The sequence below is a fragment of the Variovorax sp. AC194 genome (genome assembly GCF_979257995.1).
Genome location: NZ_OZ409823.1, coordinates 6465453 through 6483385, shown reverse-complemented (window position 1 = coordinate 6483385; position 17933 = coordinate 6465453). Strand labels below are relative to the sequence as shown.

General features: G+C 68.9%; 16 protein-coding genes. 10 read left to right on the top strand and 6 right to left on the bottom strand.

Features of this window, described 5'->3' with window-relative positions:
• Positions 1-4: 4 nt before the first annotated feature.
• The 6 genes from ACZYRS_RS30580 to ACZYRS_RS30555 all read left to right on the top strand — a co-directional run bounded on the left by ACZYRS_RS30580 (position 5) and on the right by ACZYRS_RS30555 (position 6520).
• Complete coding sequence (locus tag ACZYRS_RS30580; protein WP_463422207.1) at positions 5-772, top strand: SPOR domain-containing protein; 768 nt, start codon at positions 5-7, stop codon at positions 770-772.
• Positions 773-938: 166 nt separating this feature from the next.
• A complete protein-coding gene (locus tag ACZYRS_RS30575) occupies positions 939-1586 on the top strand; it encodes a thiol:disulfide interchange protein DsbA/DsbL (RefSeq protein WP_198787161.1) in 648 nt (215 codons plus the stop codon).
• A 198-nt stretch (positions 1587-1784) separates the two neighbouring features.
• Positions 1785-2501, top strand: a complete 717-nt coding sequence (gene lptA / locus ACZYRS_RS30570; RefSeq protein ID WP_463422206.1) for a lipopolysaccharide transport periplasmic protein LptA — start codon at positions 1785-1787, stop codon at positions 2499-2501.
• Entirely contained in the window at positions 2498-3292 is a 795-nt protein-coding gene (gene lptB, locus ACZYRS_RS30565; protein ID WP_463422205.1) for an LPS export ABC transporter ATP-binding protein, read from the top strand. Before lptA ends, lptB begins: the two co-directional genes overlap by 4 nt.
• A gap of 17 nt (positions 3293-3309) precedes the next feature.
• Positions 3310-4899 (top strand): RNA polymerase factor sigma-54, encoded by a 1590-nt coding sequence (rpoN, locus tag ACZYRS_RS30560; RefSeq protein ID WP_198787164.1) that lies wholly within the window; start codon positions 3310-3312, stop codon positions 4897-4899.
• 10 nt (positions 4900-4909) lie between these two features.
• Positions 4910-6520: a phospholipase D family protein gene (locus ACZYRS_RS30555; protein WP_463422204.1), complete on the top strand. Its 1611-nt coding sequence runs from the start codon at positions 4910-4912 to the stop codon at positions 6518-6520.
• Between the two features lie 94 nt (positions 6521-6614).
• Here the strand turns inward: ACZYRS_RS30555 and ACZYRS_RS30550 are convergent, their stop codons facing one another.
• From ACZYRS_RS30550 to ACZYRS_RS30530, 5 genes are all read right to left on the bottom strand, one after another.
• On the bottom strand, positions 6615-7262 hold the full coding sequence (locus ACZYRS_RS30550; protein WP_463422203.1) for a LysE family translocator: 648 nt from the start codon (positions 7260-7262) through the stop codon (positions 6615-6617).
• 19 nt (positions 7263-7281) lie between these two features.
• On the bottom strand, positions 7282-7914 hold the full coding sequence (locus ACZYRS_RS30545) for a YceI family protein (protein ID WP_463422202.1): 633 nt from the start codon (positions 7912-7914) through the stop codon (positions 7282-7284).
• Between the two features lie 75 nt (positions 7915-7989).
• Complete coding sequence (locus ACZYRS_RS30540; RefSeq protein WP_463422201.1) at positions 7990-8565, bottom strand: YceI family protein; 576 nt, start codon at positions 8563-8565, stop codon at positions 7990-7992.
• A gap of 14 nt (positions 8566-8579) precedes the next feature.
• Positions 8580-9173: a cytochrome b gene (locus tag ACZYRS_RS30535; RefSeq protein ID WP_463422200.1), complete on the bottom strand. Its 594-nt coding sequence runs from the start codon at positions 9171-9173 to the stop codon at positions 8580-8582.
• Between the two features lie 42 nt (positions 9174-9215).
• Positions 9216-10985 (bottom strand): ATP-binding response regulator, encoded by a 1770-nt coding sequence (locus ACZYRS_RS30530; RefSeq protein ID WP_463422199.1) that lies wholly within the window; start codon positions 10983-10985, stop codon positions 9216-9218.
• Between the two features lie 103 nt (positions 10986-11088).
• Here ACZYRS_RS30530 and ACZYRS_RS30525 point away from each other — a divergent pair, with 103 nt between their 5' ends.
• Together ACZYRS_RS30525 and ACZYRS_RS30520 are read left to right on the top strand one after the other, a co-directional pair.
• Positions 11089-12309 carry a THUMP domain-containing class I SAM-dependent RNA methyltransferase gene (locus ACZYRS_RS30525; RefSeq protein ID WP_198787171.1) on the top strand — a complete coding sequence of 407 codons (1221 nt, stop codon included), beginning with the start codon at positions 11089-11091 and terminating at the stop codon, positions 12307-12309.
• 386 nt (positions 12310-12695) lie between these two features.
• Positions 12696-15590: a C1 family peptidase gene (locus ACZYRS_RS30520; protein ID WP_463422198.1), complete on the top strand. Its 2895-nt coding sequence runs from the start codon at positions 12696-12698 to the stop codon at positions 15588-15590.
• Here ACZYRS_RS30520 and ACZYRS_RS30515 read toward each other — a convergent pair whose 3' ends face one another.
• On the bottom strand, positions 15591-16034 hold the full coding sequence (locus ACZYRS_RS30515) for a surface-adhesin E family protein (protein WP_463422197.1): 444 nt from the start codon (positions 16032-16034) through the stop codon (positions 15591-15593).
• A gap of 114 nt (positions 16035-16148) precedes the next feature.
• Between ACZYRS_RS30515 and ACZYRS_RS30510 the strand changes: the two genes are divergently transcribed.
• Positions 16149-16580 carry a putative toxin-antitoxin system toxin component, PIN family gene (locus tag ACZYRS_RS30510; RefSeq protein ID WP_198788327.1) on the top strand — a complete coding sequence of 144 codons (432 nt, stop codon included), beginning with the start codon at positions 16149-16151 and terminating at the stop codon, positions 16578-16580.
• Positions 16581-16933: 353 nt separating this feature from the next.
• Positions 16934-17872: an AraC family transcriptional regulator gene (locus ACZYRS_RS30505; protein ID WP_198788326.1), complete on the top strand. Its 939-nt coding sequence runs from the start codon at positions 16934-16936 to the stop codon at positions 17870-17872.
• Positions 17873-17933 lie beyond the last annotated feature (61 nt).

Sequence of the window (17933 nt, the reverse complement as noted above, 5' to 3'; positions counted from 1 at the left end):
TCCCATGAAGAAGACAACCAGACAACGCGGCAACATCGTCATCGGCCTGATCATCGGGCTGGTGCTCGGCCTGGGCGTCGCGCTGGGCATCGCGGTCTACGTGACCAAGGTGCCGATCCCGTTCGTGACCAAGACGCAGAAGGGCGGCGCCGAGCAGGACGAAGCCGAAGCCCGCAAGAACCGCGATTGGGACCCTAACGCACCGCTGGCCGGCAAGGCCGGCGCCGCCAGGCCGACGCCGCCGGCCGCCACCGGCCCGGTCAACCCGATCACCGGCGAACCCGCCACCAGCACCACCGCCGTCGCACCCGGCACGCCGCCCCCGGCCGCCGCGCCGGTGCCCGTGGTGGTCGCGCCCAGGCCGACGCGCGCGGCGCCCGTGCCGGCCGAAGCCAACGCGCTGCCGGCGTCGAACGATCCGCTGGGCGATCTCGCCCGGGCCCGCGCGGGCACCGGTTCGGGCAGCACGACAGTGGCGTCCGCCGCGCCGAGCAGCAGCAACAGCGCCGCGGCGGCGTCTTCCGGCGGTGCCGATCCGTTCATGTACTTCGTGCAGGCCGGCGCCTTCCGCACCACCGACGATGCCGAGGCGCAGCGCGCCAAGCTGTCGCTGATGGGCGTCGAGGCCCGGGTCACCGAGCGGGAGCAAGCCGGCCGCACGGTCTACCGCGTGCGCGCCGGTCCGTTCAACAAGAAGGACGACGCCGACCGGCTCAAGGAGCGGCTGGACGGCGGCGGTCTGGAATCGGCCCTGGTCCGCGTGCAGCGCTGACCGGGCTGCGGCTGCCACAAATAGCCTTTAAGCTTCGCCGCGCGGCGCTTGTCGCCGCCATTCACCGCCACCATTCAGCGCCCCGGGCGCGCCGTGTGTCCAGCTTGCGAGGAACTCCTCGCCGCGCGCCGGCTCAGTCTGCCGTACCAACAGGAGAACCCTTTCAATGAAACGTCGTGACTTTTCGCTGGCCGCCACTTCGCTCGGGCTGCTTTCGCTGGCCGCCAATCCGGCCCACGCCCAGGCGCGCACGCCCAAGGCCGGCTCCGAGTACCTCGTGCTCGACAAGCGCGTGCCGGTCGATGCGCCGGCCGGCAAGGTCGAGGTGGTCGAGTTCTTCTCGTACAACTGCCCCCACTGCAACGACTTCGAGCCCGCCCTCGAAGCCTGGGCCAAGACGGCACCCAAGGAAGTCGCCTTCCGCCGCATCCCGGTGCCTTTCGTGGGCAACGACGTCGAAGCCAAGCAGCGCCTGTACTACGCGCTCGAGGCGCTGGGCAAGGTCGACGAATTCCAGCCGAAGGTCTTCAACGCGATCCACAAGCAGCGCCAGAACGTCAACGGCGACGCCAACATCATTGCCTGGGTCGCGGCCAACGGCATCGATGGCGCCAAGTTCAAGGAAGTCTTCACCTCGTTCGGCGTGGCCAGCAAGGCCAAGCGCGCCTCGCAGATGACCGATGCCTACAAGGTGGCCGGCGTGCCGGCGATGGCCGTGGCCGGACGTTGGTACGTGGACGGCGAGACCGCCGGCAACATGAGCAACGTGCTGCAGGTCGTCAACTTCCTGGTCGGCGAAGCGAAGAAGGGCTGACCCCCCAGGCTGCGCGGCGCTTCGTGTCCGCTGCGCCTGCCCCCTTGCAAGGGGGCGACACTTGCGGTCCGGCGGCGCCGGTTGCGCGGTGTCTCCCGAGAGGGACACCTGGCCCGCTTTGGCGGGCCTTTTTCATCGGCGCTGGTAACCAGTGTTAATCCGCCGCATACAATGGTTCAGAGCAAGTTTCGTGCCTCTATGACATTGCCCTCCTACCCACACCACACCCCCCTCATTCGTCGCATCGGCCGCCTGGCCATCGGCGCGCTGTTGCTGGCCGGCCTCGCCTCGGGCGCCCTGGCCGAGACCGCCGACCGCACCAAGCCGATGAACATCGAGTCCGATGCGATGCGGTACGACGACCTGAAGCAGACCAGCGTGTTCACCGGCAACGTGCTGGTCACCAAGGGCACGATCATCATCCGCGGCGCGCGCCTGGATGTGCGCCAGGACGCCGAGGGCTACCAGTACGGCGTGGTCACGGCGGCACCCGGCAAGCGGGCCTACTACAAGCAGAAGCGCAACGCGCCCGACGAGTGGATCGAAGGCGAATCCGAAGTCATCGAGTACGACAGCCGCGCCGACAACGTCAAGTTCATCCGCAACGCCACCATGCGCCGCCTGCTGGGCGCCACGCCGAACGACGAGAGCCAGGGCGCGCTGATCGTCTACGACCAGAGCAACGACACCTACACCGTCAACGGCTCCACCGTGCCGCCGAACACCGCCGTGAACGCATCGACCCCCAGCGGCCGCGTCAAGACCATCCTCACCCCGAAGGCCGCCACCGCGCCCAAGCCCGGCGCCTCGGCCCCGGCCGGCGCGAAGCCCGCGGCACCGGCTCCCACCCCCGCGCCCGGCACCGGCCTGCGCTCGACCACTACGCTCGGTGGAGAGGGAGAAGGGCGCAAGTGATCGAACACGCCGGAATCCAGGAAGCCAACAACGTCCCGGGCAGCCGCCTGGTCGCGCGCGGCCTGAAGAAAAGCTATGGCAGCCGCACCGTCGTGAAGGACGTCTCGCTGGACGTGCAGAAGGGCGAAGTCGTCGGGCTGCTCGGCCCCAACGGCGCCGGCAAGACCACGTCGTTCTACATGATCGTCGGGCTGGTGCGCGCCGATGCGGGCGAGATCACCATCGACGGCGAGCCGATCGCCCACATGCCGATCCACCGCCGCGCCCGCATGGGCCTGAGCTACTTGCCACAGGAAGCGTCGATCTTCCGCAAGCTCACGGTCGAGGAAAACGTGCGCGCCGTGCTCGAGCTGCAGCGCGAGCCCGACGAGAGCGGCAAGGTGGTGGCGCTTTCGAAAAAGCACATCGAAGAGCGCCTGTCCGAACTGCTGACCGACCTGCGCGTGGATCACCTGCGCGATTCGCCCGCGCTCGCGCTCTCGGGCGGCGAGCGCCGCCGCGTGGAGATCGCGCGCGCGCTGGCGACGCAGCCGCGCTTCATCCTGCTGGACGAGCCCTTCGCCGGCATCGACCCGATCGCGGTGATCGAGATCCAGCGGATCATCAGTTTCCTGAAGGAACGTGGCATCGGCGTGCTCATCACCGACCACAACGTGCGCGAAACGCTGGGCATCTGCGATCACGCTTTCATCATCAGCGACGGGCACGTGCTGGCACAAGGCACACCCTCGGAGATCGTCGACAACGCCGAGGTACGCAGGGTGTACCTGGGCGAACACTTCCGCATGTAAGGGAGGGTCGGGTCTTCATGAAGCAAGGGCTGTCCCTTCGCGTCTCGCAGCATCTGGCGCTCACGCCACAGCTGCAGCAGTCGATCCGCCTGCTGCAGCTCTCCACGCTCGAACTGAGCCAGGAGGTCGAGCAGATGCTGGACGAGAACCCGTTCCTCGAACGCACCGCGGAAGAAGCGGCGCGCGAGGAATTCGGGCTCGACGCCGTCGACACGCCGCCCCCGCGCGACGACGTGGGTGAAAACGGCGAGAGCGATTTCGCCTCGGCCCCACCCAGCAGCGCGACCACTTCCAGCGAAACCACCTCGACCCCCGACACCGACGGCCCCGCCGCCGAAATCGCCGAGCGCGAGCCCGACTGGGAAGGCGACGGCACCGTCGACATGGCGCCCGACGACAGCGAGTGGGGCAGCGACGCCCCCGCGCGCCAGAACAACCTGGGCGACGACGAACGCGCCGACGCCACCGAACTCGCGCGCAGCCAGGAGTCGCTGCAATCGTTCCTGCACCGCCAGGCGCTGAGCTTGCGCCTGAACGAGAACGACTGGGCCGCGCTGCGCTTCTTGATCGAATCGCTCAACGACGACGGCTACCTGGAAGACTCGCTCCCCGCGCTGGCCTCGGGCCTGGCGGGCGACGACAACGACCAGTTCGACGAACTCGTGCACCACTTCCAGGTGGCGCTCGGCCTGCTGCAGAGCCTGGAGCCTGTGGGCGTCGGCGCGCGCGACCTGGGCGAGTGCCTGGGCATCCAGCTGCGCGCGCTCGCGAGCGAAGACGAGACCGAGGACGAAGAGCTCGTTCGCAAGACCGCCATCGCGATCTGCAAGCAGCCGATGGAGCTGCTCGCGCGGCGCGACTTCAAGCGCCTGGCCACGCTCACGCGCACCAACGAAGAGCTGGTGCGCTCGGCGCTGCAGATCATCGCGCGCCTGGAGCCCAAGCCGGGCCGCCGCTTCGTCGACGTCGAGCGCAACATCGTCATTCCCGACGTGATCGTCACCAAGACCGGCCGCGGCACCAACATCAAGTTCCGCGTCATGCTCAACCCCGAGGTGATGCCGCGCCTGCGCGTGCACGACATCTACGCGGGCGCGCTCAAGTCGCACAAGGGCGAGGGCAGCCAGGCGCTGTCGCAGCGGCTGCAGGAGGCGCGCTGGTTCATCAAGAACATCCAGCAGCGCTTCGACACCATCCTGCGCGTGAGCAATGCCATCGTGGAGCGCCAGAAGAGCTACTTCGTGCACGGCGAGCTCGCGATGCGCCCGCTGGTGCTGCGCGAGATCGCCGACGAGCTGGGCCTGCACGAATCGACGATCTCGCGCGTGACCACCGCCAAGTACATGTCCACGCCGTTCGGCACGGTCGAGCTCAAGTACTTCTTCGGCTCGGCGCTGGGCACCGAGACCGGCGGCAATGCGTCGAGCACCGCGGTGCGCGCGCTCATCAAGCAGTTCGTGAGCTCCGAGAGCATCAAGAAGCCGCTGTCGGACAGCCAGATCTCCGAGATGCTCAAGGAGCAGGGCATCGAGTGCGCGCGCCGCACCGTGGCCAAGTACCGCGAGGCGCTGCGCATCGCGCCGGCCAACCTGCGCAAGGCCCTGTAGAAAGCCGCCGATGACCCGTCGCCTGCTGTCGCGTTGGTCGCGTTGTGGGCATTGGGTCTTCGCCATCGCAACCGCGTTGCTGTTCACCGGCTGCGCCACCTTGCCCGACGAGGCGCCGCGCGCGCCCACCAAGGCCATTGCTGCCTCGACCGATACCGCGCTCGGCCGCATCGCGCTGGCCTCGCAGCCCGATGCGGACCTGAGCGGCTTTCGCCTGATGCCCGGCGGCGACTTCGCCTTCGACACCCGCATCCAGCTCGCGCGCCGCGCCCAGCGCACGCTGGACGTGCAGTATTACCAGATCGAGAACGACGAGACCGGCCGCTACCTCCTGCGCACCCTGCGCGATGCGGCCCGGCGCGGCGTGCGCGTGCGCCTCCTGATGGACGACCTGTACACGTCGGGCGAAGACGAACTCCTGCGCGGCCTGGCCGCCACGCCGAACGTGGAGCTGCGCCTGTTCAATCCGTTTCCGGCCGGGCGCGGCAGCCTGCTCAAGCGCTTTGCCGCGTCGCTGTTCGACTTCAGCCGCGTCAACCGCCGCATGCACAACAAGCTCTTCATCGCCGACGGCGCGATGGCGGTGGCGGGCGGGCGCAACATCGGCAACCAGTACTTCACGCGCACGGCGGGCGAGAACTTCCTCGACCTGGACACCTTCGTGGCCGGCGCGCTCGTCCCGCGCCTGGGCGTGCTGTTCGACCAGTACTGGAACAGCATCTACGTGCGGCCGGTCGAGGCGGTCGTCGCGAGCGACCTCTCGCGCGAGGAACTGCAAAGGCGCTTCGACGCCGCCACCGGCCCCGACACCACGCCCCCGCCGCCCAGGCCCGCGCCCAACGACCTCTTGGGCTACAGCCCGATGGCCGAGGACCTGAACGCCGGCAAGCTCGACCTGATCTGGACGCTGGCCGAGGCGTATGCCGATTCGCCCGACCGCGTGATCGGCAAGACCGCGTCGTACGGCGGCGTGCCGCTGCTGGACGTCGACAGCGTGCGCTACAACGTGGTCGAGCAGATGCGCCGCGCGCGCAGCGAGGTGACCATCGTCTCGCCCTACCTCATCCCGGGCGCCGCGGGGCTCGAGGTGATGAAGGAGATACGACGGCGCAACGTGAAGATCAGCGTGGTCACCAATTCGCTCGCGGCCACCGACGAGCCGCTGGTGCACACCGCCTACCGCCGCTACCGGCCCGAGATGCTCAAGCTCGACGTCGACCTCTACGAGCTGAGCACCACGCGCACGCGGCGCAGCGTGCGGCTCGGGTTGTTCGGCACTTCGGTGGGGCGGCTGCATGCGAAGTCTGCCGTCATCGACCGCAGCATCCTCTTCGTCGGCTCGATGAATTTCGACCCGCGCTCGGAGACGCACAACACCGAGATCGGCCTGTTCATCCGCAGCCCCGAGATGGCGCAGCAAGCGCTCAAGCTCATCGATGTGCTCAAGCAGCAGGGCGCCTACCGGCTGCGCTTCGTCGAAGGCAGCGGGCAGGCGCACATCGAGTGGATCAGCGAAGAGGGCGGCAAGACCACCGTGCTGAACGAGGAGCCCGACTCCGGCTTCTGGGACCGCACGATGCTCGAGTTGCTGGCACCGCTGACGCCGGAGAGCCTGCTGTGATCCCTGGCGGCTTGCTTGCAAAAGTGCCGTTCACGCTGAGCTAGTCGAAGCGCCGCGCGAGGCTTCGACAGGCTCGGCCCGAACGGGTGGGGCCTCAGCTTTCGCGCACGGCCGACCACACGAGCCGCAGGCCCAGCAATCCCATCACGCCGCCGGCCGCTCGGTCGATCCAGGCCTTGTAGCGCAGGTACGCCGAACGCGGCGCCGCCGACGACAGCGCGAGCGCGACGATCGCGTACCACCCCGTCTCGATGCAGAAGATCACCACCGGGACCGCGAGCGCCAGCACCAGCGGCACCTCGCGCGGCAGGAACGCCGCGAAGATGCTCGCGTACACCACGGCCGTCTTCGGATTGCTGACCTGCGTGGCCAGCCCGAGCAGGAAGGTGCGCCCGCCGCGGCCCTGCGGCCGGCTCGACGAGGCATCGGCGTCCTGCGTCATCGCGAGCGGCTGCCGCGCGCCGCGCCAGATGCGAAATCCCAGGTAGATCAGGTAAGCGCCGCCGAACCCCTTGATCGCGAGGTAGAGCCCCGGCACCGCGAGAAACGCCGCCTGCAGCCCCGCGAGCGCCGCGATCGCGAACACGAGGCCGCCCGCGCCCATGCCCAGCGCCGCCGCGAGCCCGTCGCTGCGCGACGCCACGGCCGTGCGCGCGACCATGACGAAGCTCGGGCCGGGGCTCATCGCGCCCACGGTCATCGCGCCGGCGATGCCGAGCAGGGAGAGGGTGGTGTCCATCATCGCGTGCGTCCTTGCGTCGTCATTGCTGCACGTTCACCGCTTCGACCTGCACCAAGAGCTTCACCTTGTTCTCGAAGCCGAAGTTCAGCCCCCAGTTGATGCCCCAATCGCTGCGCTGCACGGTGGTCTCGAAGTCGCCGCCGCACACCTGGCGGTTGATCAGCGGATTCAGGTAGCAGTTGAAGCGCACGGCCTTCAGCGTCACCGGCCTGGTCTGGCCCATCAGCGTGAGGGTGCCCGGCACGTCGACCACCTTGTCGCCGCTGAAGTCGATGCGGTCGGCCACGAAGCGGCCGGTCGGAAACTCGGCGACGTTGAAGAAATCCTTGCTCTGCACGTGGCGGTTGAGCAGGTCCACGCCAGTGTTGATGGTGCCGATGTCCATCGTGATGTCGACCTTGCCGCTGGCGCCCGTGCCGTCGATCTGCACCGAGCCGTCCTTGGTGCTGAAGCGGCCGCGGTTGGTGGTGGTGCCGTAGTGGCCCATCTCGTACATCACGAAGGTGTGCGTGGGGTCGATCACGTAGTTGCCGTTCTTCACGGGGCCGCCCGCGGGCTTGGCGGCCACGGCGGGGGCCGTGTATTCCTGCGCGACGACGGCGAACGGCAGCGCCGTGGCCGACAGCGCCGAGGCGAGGAGGAGCTTCTTCATGGCGGTGGGAATGTGGGACATGGAATGAGGGACATGGAATGTGAGAGCGGGGTGTGCAATCGAAAGGGTGAAATCTCAGAGCGGCCCGAGGCCCGCGAGCGTGAGCTTGAAGCGCACCTGCACGTCGTTGCCGACCACCGAGGTGTCGGTCCACTCGCCGTCGCCCACCTTGTAGTCCAGGCGCTGGAGCGTGAAGCTGCCGGTGGCCACCGAATAGTTGCCGCCGGCCGGCGCGATGGCGAAGGGCACCGTCACGTATTTCGACGTGCCCTTGATGGTGAGCTTGCCCGCCATCTCGAACCTGCCCTCGCCCAGCGCCTTGATGGCGCTCGACTGGAACGTGGCTTGGGGAAATTTCTCGGCGTCGAACCACGGCGCCTTGGGCAACTCGGCATCGCTCATCGCCACGCCGAAACCGGCGCCGGCGATGGCTATCTGCAGCGCGATGCTGCCGCCTTCGGGCTTCTTCGGGTCGAAGGCGATCTGCGCGTCGAACTTCTTGAAGGCGCCTTCCATCGGCACGCCCATCTGCTTGCTCACGAAGGCGATCTGGCTCTTGTCGGCGACCAGCTTCGCGGAGGGATCGGCCGCGGCGGGCATGGCCGCCGCGAAGGCCAGTGCCGCGAGGCTCGGGAAAAAGAGGCGCGTCATCGGGCGGATTTCCTTCAGTGGCGTGGACGGTCGGATGCGGGCCACATGCGTTTCAAAAGACCGTCGCGGTCGATCCAGTGGTGCTTGAGCGCCGCCGCGGTGTGCAGCAGCGCCACCGCGGCCAGCGTGAAGGCGCTCGCCTTGTGCAGCGGCTTGAGCAGGGCCTCGGCGAGGTCCTTGTCGAGCGGCATGAAGTCGGGCAGCGGCAGCACGCCGAACCACACGACCGGAATGCCCAGCGCCGAGGTGTAGGCCCAGCCGGCGAGCGGCACCGCGAAGAACAGCAGGTACATCAGCGCATGGCTCGCGCGGCGGCCCGCGCGCTGCCAGCGCGGCATGGCGGCCAGCACCTGCGACGGCATCGCGGGCGGACGGTGCGAGAGCCGCCACAGCAGCCGCAGCGCCGACAGCAGAAGAATCGTGACCCCGGCCCACTTGTGCCAGTTGTAGAGCCTGATGCGCTGCGGCGAGAAGGGCAGGCCGGTCATGTAGAGCCCCACGCCCAGCGAGCCGACGATCATGGCCGCGAGCAGCCAGTGCAGCACGATGGCCACGGTGCCATAGCGCAGGCTGGCGGCTTGGGGGTGAAGAGGGGTGTCGGCGGACATCGGGTGCAGGGGAGGGCCTGTGCGCGGAGCATATCCCGGAGGTCAGGCAGGCCGCTGGGCCCGCAGCAGCACGCCGCGCAATTCGTCCGGCTGCACGGGCTTGCGCAGCGCATGCCAGCCGCGCTCGGCGGCAAGCCGTTGCGTGGCCTCGTTGATGTCGGCCGAGATCAGCGCGATGGTGAGCGCCGGGTTCTGCTTTTGCAGCCGCTCCGCGAGCGCGACGCCGTCGAGCGCCCCCGGCAGGCGGATGTCGCACAGCGCCACGTCGATCGCCTGCAGGTCGGCCAGCGCCAGCGCCTCGGCGGCGCTCGCATAGACGCGCGGCTGCGCCTCCCATTGCCGCAGCAGCGCGAACAGGCTGTCGGCCACCACCGCGTTGTCTTCCACCACCAGCACCGCGAGGCCCGGGCGCAGCGCGAGCGCGGCGCCGGGGGCGGTCAACGGCGCGGGGGCGATCTGCGTGGCCGCCGCCCCGAAGCCCAGCGCCGCGGGCAGCTCGAAGCCGAACACCGACCCCCGGCCCGGCGCCGAGCGCAGCGACACCTCGATGCCCAGCTGCGCCGCCAGCCGCCGCACGATCGCCAGGCCCAGGCCATGCCCGTGCTGCAGGTTGCGCTCGGCATTGCCGATCTGCTCGAAGTCGTTGAACACGCGCTCTTGCGAATCCGCCGCGATGCCGATGCCGCTGTCGCGCACCTCGACGCGCCAGGCCCGCTCGGCGCCCCGGTGCCGCGCCCGCACCGCCAGCAGCACGCGGCCGCGCGGCGTGAACTTGACGGCGTTGTCGACCAGGTTGGCCAGCACGCGGCGCAGCGACACCGCATCGCTCCACGCGACGGCCCCGGCCGGGCAGCGCACCGTCACGCGGCCATCGCCGGCCTGGCGCGCCAGGTCCTGCAGCAGCGGCGCCAGCGCCACTGCCACCGGCCGCAGCGGATCGACGGCCGCCTCGATGCGGCCGATTTCGAGCAGCTGGTTGGTGAGCCCTTCGAGCGCCTGCTGCGCCCGCGCGAGCGACACCACCGTGTGTTGCACGGCGCCGGCGTCCGCGCCGGTGTCCAGCTGCTGGCGCAGCACCTCGGCCTGCAGGCCGATGGCCATCACCGGCTGGCGCAGGTCGTGGTTGGCGGCCGAGAAAAAGCGCAGCCGCTCGGCCTGCGCCTGCTCGGAGGCGCGCAGGCCCGCGAGCGCCTGCTCGCGCAGCGTGCGCTCGTTCAGGCGCAGGCCGATGTTTTCCTCCAGCTGGCGCGAGCGCTCGGCCACCAGCTTCCACATCATGGCCGTGAGGCCGATGCCGATCACCGAGACGGCCATCATCGTCGGCGCGCCCAGCGTGAGGCCGGTGACGATCACCGGCGCGAGCAAGAGCGTGATCGCCAGCTGCGTGGCCGGCGTATAGAACGACACCGAGAACGCCGACGACAGCGTCATGCCCATCAGCATCAGGCCGAGCAGCAGTTGCTGGTCGGGCCGCTCGGGGTTGAAGAGCAGCACGCCGGCCAGCCCGTGCGCCAGCTCCCAGATGGCGGTGCGCAGCGCGTGCACGCGCTGGGCGCGGCGCAGGCTCGGGGGCGTGAAGGGGTCGGGCAGGCGCTGGGGGAAGAAGCCGCGCATCACCGTCACCCCGGTGATGAGCGCGATCCACACCAGCGCGCGCGTGAGCGAGTACTGCCAGGCAAAGAGCGCCGCCACGCCGCAATTGAGCAGGTACTGCACCAGCAGCACCGGCCCGATGGGCCGGATCGAGAGCCGCAGCACCTCGCACTGGATCGCAAAGCGGTCGCTGCTGGCATCGGCGGGCGGGGCGACCATGGGTGCGGGGGTGGGATTCATCGGCAAATCGACTATATAGAGAAGCTCTGTGACGCGGCGACAATGCAGGCCCCTAGTCGGGCTTCCCGATGGCCAACTTTCCGTGAACGATCTTTCCTTTTTCCTGCCTTGCGCCGCCGGCGTCGAGGAATTCCTCGCCCAGGAGGTGCACGCCCTCACCGGCCGCGTCGGGCAAGACCTGCTCACGCTGCGCGGCGGCGTGAGAGTGCGCGCCGACTGGCGCGACGCCCTGAAGCTGAACCTGCACAGCCGGCTCGCGCAGCGCGTGCTGGTCGAGCTGGCCCATGCGCCCTACCGCAACGAGAACGACCTGTACGCGATTGCGAGCGGCGTGGCCTGGGAGATCTGGTTCACGCCCAAGCAGACCTTCAAGATCGAGACCACCGCCCAGCACAGCCCGCTGCAGAGCCTGAATTTCGCCACCCTGCGCATCAAGGACGCCATTGCCGACCGCTTCCGCGCCAAGGCCAACGGCGTGCGCCCCAGCATCGAGACCCAGTGGCCCGACACCCGCGTGTTCGCCCACCTGACCACCGACAGCTGCACGCTCTACATCGACACCTCGGGCGAGCCGCTCTTCAAGCGCGGCTGGCGCCAGGACAAGGGCGACGCCCCGCTGAAGGAAACCCTGGCCGCCGCCATGCTGGCGGCCAGCGGCTGGTGGAACCCCGAGACGGGCGCGGTGGCCGATGAGCCGCTGTACGACCCCTGCTGCGGCAGCGGCACCATCGCCATCGAGGCGGCGCAGATCGCGCGCGGCATCGCGGCCGGTTCGCTCAGGCGCTTCGGTTTCGAGAAGCTCTTGCCGTTCCAGGCGCACGTGTGGGACGCGATCAAGAAGGAAGCGCAATCGGCCGTGAAGCCGGGCAGCGTCGCGATCTTCGGCTCGGACGTGTCGCACCGCATGGTCGACTTCGCCGAGCGCAACGCGGAGCGCGCCGGCGTGGCCGAGGCCATCGAGTTCCGCGGCGGTGACGCGCTGCAGCGCATGCCGCCGGCCGAGGGCGGGGTGATCATGCTCAATCCGCCCTATGGCGAACGGATCGAAGTCGGTGGCGTGGCGCGTGCGGGCGCGCGCGAATCCGCGCAGACCGAAGAGGGCGATGGCAGCGATTTCTTCCCTCAATTGGCCACCCACTGGAAGAAGAACTATGCCGGGTGGACGGCCTGGGTCCTGACGCCGGACCTGAAGCTGCCCAAGCAGATGCGGCTGAAGGAATCGCGCCGCGTGCCGATGTGGAACGGTCCTATTGAGTGCCGGCTGTTCCGCTTCGACATGGTCGCGGGGTCTGCGCGGAAATAGGCCCCTTCAGGGCGGCACTCCCGCCGACGGTGGGCTCTGTTTCGCGAATGTCCCCCGGCTTCGCCTCCTCCTTGATTTCGCGAAACAGAGCCCACCATCAGCGGGAGCGCTTTCAGAGCGGTCGTTGATCGCCGATCACCAGCAGCGTGCCCAAGTGCGCAGGGCATCGGGTGCTCCCCGCAGCGAAATCAAGGAGGAGGGCGAAGCCCGGGGGACATTCGCGGAGGGGAGTACCCGGTGGCCTGTGCACACGCCCCGAATGAATCAGCCCAGCGCAACACTTGGCCTAGTCATTTAGACAAATAGACGCGCCCCCTCGCGAGTTTCACCATGCGTCCCGCGGCCCGTCACGGCCAGCATGAAGGGGAAGCGGCATGGACATCCTGATGAGCAAAGGCAGCGTCGGCGAAGACGTCGAACGCCTGCGCAAGGCCCTCGCAAAAGCACTCGGCAGCGACGCGGACCTGTTCGCGTCGCTCGCCCGATCCGGCACACCGATCGACGACGACTTCGACGCCGCCATCCGCCGATGGCAGGCGGGCGTCGGGCTCATCGGCGACGGCGTCATCGGGCCGCGCTGCCAGGTGCTGCTCGGGCTCATCGCGCTGGACAAACGCGCGTTCGAACTGGTGCTCGACGTGGGGCACGTGAGCAAATTGTTCCCCGCCACCAAGGCCGCGAACATCGCGCGCTACCTGCCCTACATCGAGGCCGCGCTCGGCGTCGCGAAGCTCACCGACCGGCCGATGATCCTCGGCGCCCTGGGCACCATCCGCGCCGAGACCGAGGGCTTCGTGCCCATTTCCGAAGGCATCTCCAAGTTCAACACGCCACCCGGCGGCGCGCCCTTCAGCCTCTACGACATGCGCACGGACCTGGGCAACGGCCAGTCCGGCGATGGCGAGCGTTACCGCGGCCGGGGCTTCGTGCAGCTGACGGGCAAGGACAACTACCAGCGCTACGGCCAGCGCGTGGGCCTGCCGCTCGAGGCGACGCCCGATCGCGCGAATGCGCCGGAGATCGCGGCGGTGCTGCTCGCGCTGTTCCTGGCCGACAAGGCGGTGAAGTTTCGCGACGCGATCCGCAACGACGGCGTGGGCGGGCGCGACGGCCTGCGCGAAGCGCGCCGGCTGGTCAACGGCGGCGCGCACGGCCTGGATCGTTTTCGCGACGTGTTCGAGCGCGCGAAGACGGTGTGGAGCGATGTGCCCGCGGTAGCGCACGCAGGCGCCGCAGCGGCGGCCAAGCCGAAGGCCCCCGCGCGCCGCACCACCGACCTGCGCACCCGCAAGGACGCCGCGGATCTGCGCGATCGCCTCTACCAGCCCGCCGCGATCAGCCTGCCCGACGAGTACCCGCCGGTGGAGGAAATGCGCAAGTACCTGCCCGCCTACGACAAGGCCGGGCTCATCCTCGACCAGGGCCAGGAGGGCGCGTGCACCGGCTTCGGCCTGAGCTGCGTCGTCAACTACCTGCGCTGGGTGAAGGCGCACACGCCCGCGAAGATGGAGTCGGTGAGCCCGCGCATGCTCTACACGCTGGCGCGCCGGCATGACGAGTACGAGGGCGAGAACTACGAAGGCTCGAGCTGCCGCGGCGCGCTCAAGGGCTGGTTCAACAACGGCGTGTGCCTGGAGCCGGACTGGCCCTATTCGAGCGAGAAGTCGAGCGCCGCGACCTACGGCTTCGCCGCGCGCGCGGCGAACGTCACCCTGGGCGTGTACTACCGCATCGAGACCTCGTCGATCACCGACATGCAGGCCGCGATCGCGCAGCACCGCGCGGTGTTCGTCTCGTCTTTCACGCACGCGGGCTGGAACGCGGTGAAGCTCTCCAGGACACCGAAGACGCATGCCGACCTTCCGCTCATTCCGTTCGACGGCCGGCGCTCCGAAGAAGGCGGCCATGCCTTCGCGCTGATCGGCTTCAACGCGCAGGGCTTCATCCTGCAGAACTCGTGGGGCAATCGCTGGGGCGCGGGCGGCTTCGCGGTGATCGGCTACCTCGACTGGCTCGCGCATGCGATGGACGCCTGGGTGGTCTCGCTCGGTGTGCCGGGCGTGGTGGCCGGCCGGCTCGCGGTGAACGGCGCCGCCGCCACCGAGGCGCGCGGCAGCGCATCGGCCGCGGACCGCAACAAGTGGTGGGACACGGGCCTGGCCTACCAGCACAGCGTGGTGCTGGGCAACGACGGCCGCGTGAGCCGCTACCTCACCGAGGACGAGCAGCCGCGCAAGCTCCAGCAGCAGGCCTGCGTGCTGCCCGACGACTGGTTCCGCCGCCAGCCCTCGCCGCGCAAGCGCCTGGTGCTCTACGTGCACGGCGGCCTCAACAACGAAGACAAAGCCATTGAGCGCGCCTGCGCCATGGGGCGCTACTTCGTGGGCAACGGCTGCTATCCGCTGTTCCTGGTGTGGAAGACGGGGCTCTTCGAATCGATCGGCGGAATCATCGCGGGCAAGCTGCCGTCGCTGCCCGCAGGCGGCGGCGTGGGCGAGCGCATCACCGACAAGACCGATCTCCTGATCGAGAAAGGCATCGGCCGCCCGCTCGCGCGCCCGATCTGGAGCGAGATGAAGGAGAACGCCGAGCTCGCGTTCGCCGACCGCCGCGGCGGCGACCTGCTGCTCGATGCGCTCCAGGCGCTGGCCTCCAACTGGAGCGACCAGTTCGAGCTGCACCTGGTCGGCCATTCGGCCGGCTCCATCGCCATCGGCCACCTGCTGAGCGCGTTGAGTGCACGCAAGCGCGCCGGGCGCGACGGCGGCCTCGGCGAGCGGCTCGCCTCGGTGAACCTCTACGCGCCGGCCTGCACCGTCGCCTTCGCGAACCGCCACTACGCGAGCAACGCGGCGGTGATGGAACGGCTGCACCTGGACGTGCTCTCCGAAAAGATCGAGTCCGACGACAACGTCGGCAAGGTCTACCGCAAGTCGCTGCTGTACCTCGTCTCGAACGCGCTGGAGGCCGACCTGCACACGCCGATCCTGGGCCTGGACCGGGTGAACGACGAGGCTTATTCGGGGTGGGACGGTTCGTCCGACACCGGCGAGGCGCTCTCGGTCTGGCGCAACTCGGCCAAGGCCGCGAAGCTGGACCGGCGCACCCAGCGGGTGAAGGACGACCGCATCCAGGTCGCGCTCGACGCCAACGGCAAGCCGGTGCTGGAGACGGCGGGGCACGGCGGCTTCGACAACGACATCGGCGTCATCGGGCGCACGCTGGAGCGCATCACCGGCGCGGCCCTCGCGCTGCCGGTGGACGACCTGCGCGGGTTCTGACTATTTGCTGCTGCCGACGTTGCCGACGCTGCAGGCGGCGTTGACCGTGCGCGCGGCCAGCTCGGGCGGCGCGCCGGGCAGCGTCAGGGGGCGGACGTCGTCGTCCTCGAAATGCTTCACGGCCACGGGCTCGCCGACGAAGTTCGGCAGGCTGAAGTAGGTGGCGCTCACGTAGCGCGCGGTGCGCGCCTCGCAGTCGACGCTGGCCCGGGCCTCGAACGAGCGCAGCTTGAAACCGTCCTTGCCGATGACGTCTTCCGCCAGGCTCATGCGCAGGGTCACGCCGCGGCGCGCGCCGTCGACTTCGATGCGGGTCGGGTCGACCTGCACGTAGCTGCTGGCCGCATCGCCGGGCGTGCCGCTCAGCGTCAGCCATTCGGCGCGCGCGACCACGCAGGCAAGCAGGGCGAGCGGGGCGAGGCAGAGCAGCGGCAGTCGTTTCATGAAGGAGGGCGAGGAGGGCGTGGTGCGCGCCGCAGCATTGTGGGGCGTTGCGCCCGACCTGCGGCTGACCGGGGTCGCACATGGTGCAACATCGGCGGTCATCTCCACGCCGCCATGACCCTTCCAGAATCCGGCCTCGTCGTCATCGACACCAACATCGCGCTCGACCTGTTCGTGTTCGACAACCCCGACTGCGTGCCGCTGGCCGCGGCGCTCGCGGCCGGCACGCTGCGCTGGATCGCCACCGCGCCCATGCGCACCGAGCTCGCGCGGGTGCTCGGCTATCCGCTGATCGTGCGCCGGCTGGCCCAGCGGCAGATGGACGCAGCCAGCGTGCTGGCGGCTTTCGACGCCCGCGCGCATCTCGTGGCCGACATGCCGCCGCGCGCGCCCTGCGTGTGCAAGGACCCGGACGACCAGGTCTTCATCGACCTGGCGGTGGCGCAGCGCGCGCTGCTCATCAGCAAGGACCAGGCGGTGCTGACCATGCGCAAACGTTTGGCATTGCAGGGCGTGGCGGTGATGACGGTGCTGGCCGCGGCTTGAAGCGATGAAATGCAGCGTCGGGCAGGTCGTCTAGACAGGTGACCCATTGCCCCTGTTGCAAGCGCATGCCGCGCTGGCGCGCCACCGTAAAAACCCGCTGTCTAGACAGCACCGGCGGCGCTAATTTGGCGCTTGCCGTGCGCGCATACGAATCTTCGTAGTTCGCATAGGGTCTGGCAATTGCAAGGGCCAAACCATATCGTCCGCGGCGCGAACCCGATCCCTGCGCTTGCCGCTGCCTGCCAGTGCGCCCGCGGACATGTTCGCCCCCGAAGATCGCCAATTCGTTGCCGTGTCGCCCGTGCGCCCCAAGATGGCGGGCGTGTTGTTTCCTGTCAGTCCAACAGAAAGTCATGACGAGCTCCAGCCAACGATCGCCGCGCCAGTTGCTCCCCGAACTCGAGGTCGAGCGCGCCCGTTCGCCCGACCTGGGCTACGAGCCATCGACCGAGGTGGGACTGGTGCGCTGCCTGGAGCACGGCTTTCCCACGCCGCTGGCGCGCTGGCATTGCCACGAGGAGTACGAGCTGCACCTGATCGTCGCCACCTCGGGCCAGGCCTTCGTGGGCGACTGGATCGGCGCGTTCGAGCCGGGGCACCTCGTGCTGTGCGGCCCGAAGCTGCCGCACAACTGGATCTCGCTGGACCTGCCGCCCGAAGGCGTGCCGCAGCGCGACCTGGTGATCCAGTTCCTGCACGATCCGATCTTCGAGGCGGCCGAGCGCATTCCCGAACTGCAGGAGGCGGTGCGCATGCTGGAGCGCGCGCGCTACGGCATCGAGTTCTTCGGCATGGCCGCCAGCGCCGAGGCGCACTGGCACCGCGTGAAAGGCGCGCGGGGCTTGAAGCGCTTCAGCCTCTTCTGCGACTTCCTGGCCGACCTGGCGGTGTGCACCGACTACCGGCTCCTCTCAGGCATGCAGACCGACGGCGACCACGGCATCGAGGCCATCGACGACGTGGTCACGCGCATCGCCAACGACCCCGCCAAGGACCACAGCGCGGCCGACATTGCCGCCGAGCTCGGCATGAACGCGGGGCGCTTCAGCCGGCTCTTCCGGCGCGCCACGGGCCACAGTTTTCTCGGCTACGTGAACGAGGTGCGGGTGAACAAGGCGTGCCTGCTGCTGATGCAGAGCGAGCGCTACGTCACCTCGATTTGTTACGAGGTCGGCTTCAACAACGTCTCGAATTTCAACCGCCGGTTTCTCGAGATCAAGGGCGTGACGCCGACCGAATTCCGCAGGCAGAGCCAACTGCGTTTCGAAGGCGCGGGCAGTTTGGAGAACTAAAGAATTCGGCTGATTTGTGACTGTTTGACGAATGTTAATTTGTATCGGGATTCGCAAAAAC

Coding starts and splice junctions, on each gene's coding strand:
- lptA (WP_463422206.1), top strand. CDS start 1,785: ATGACATTGCCCTCCTACCCACACCACACCCCCCTCATTCGTCGCATC.
- ACZYRS_RS30510 (WP_198788327.1), top strand. CDS start 16,149: ATGACCCTTCCAGAATCCGGCCTCGTCGTCATCGACACCAACATCGCG.
- rpoN (WP_198787164.1), top strand. CDS start 3,310: ATGAAGCAAGGGCTGTCCCTTCGCGTCTCGCAGCATCTGGCGCTCACG.
- ACZYRS_RS30555 (WP_463422204.1), top strand. CDS start 4,910: ATGACCCGTCGCCTGCTGTCGCGTTGGTCGCGTTGTGGGCATTGGGTC.
- ACZYRS_RS30520 (WP_463422198.1), top strand. CDS start 12,696: ATGAGCAAAGGCAGCGTCGGCGAAGACGTCGAACGCCTGCGCAAGGCC.
- ACZYRS_RS30530 (WP_463422199.1), bottom strand. CDS start 10,985: ATGGTCGCCCCGCCCGCCGATGCCAGCAGCGACCGCTTTGCGATCCAG.
- ACZYRS_RS30515 (WP_463422197.1), bottom strand. CDS start 16,034: ATGAAACGACTGCCGCTGCTCTGCCTCGCCCCGCTCGCCCTGCTTGCC.
- ACZYRS_RS30505 (WP_198788326.1), top strand. CDS start 16,934: ATGACGAGCTCCAGCCAACGATCGCCGCGCCAGTTGCTCCCCGAACTC.
- ACZYRS_RS30545 (WP_463422202.1), bottom strand. CDS start 7,914: ATGAAGAAGCTCCTCCTCGCCTCGGCGCTGTCGGCCACGGCGCTGCCG.
- ACZYRS_RS30580 (WP_463422207.1), top strand. CDS start 5: ATGAAGAAGACAACCAGACAACGCGGCAACATCGTCATCGGCCTGATC.
- ACZYRS_RS30540 (WP_463422201.1), bottom strand. CDS start 8,565: ATGACGCGCCTCTTTTTCCCGAGCCTCGCGGCACTGGCCTTCGCGGCG.
- ACZYRS_RS30550 (WP_463422203.1), bottom strand. CDS start 7,262: ATGATGGACACCACCCTCTCCCTGCTCGGCATCGCCGGCGCGATGACC.
- ACZYRS_RS30535 (WP_463422200.1), bottom strand. CDS start 9,173: ATGTCCGCCGACACCCCTCTTCACCCCCAAGCCGCCAGCCTGCGCTAT.
- ACZYRS_RS30575 (WP_198787161.1), top strand. CDS start 939: ATGAAACGTCGTGACTTTTCGCTGGCCGCCACTTCGCTCGGGCTGCTT.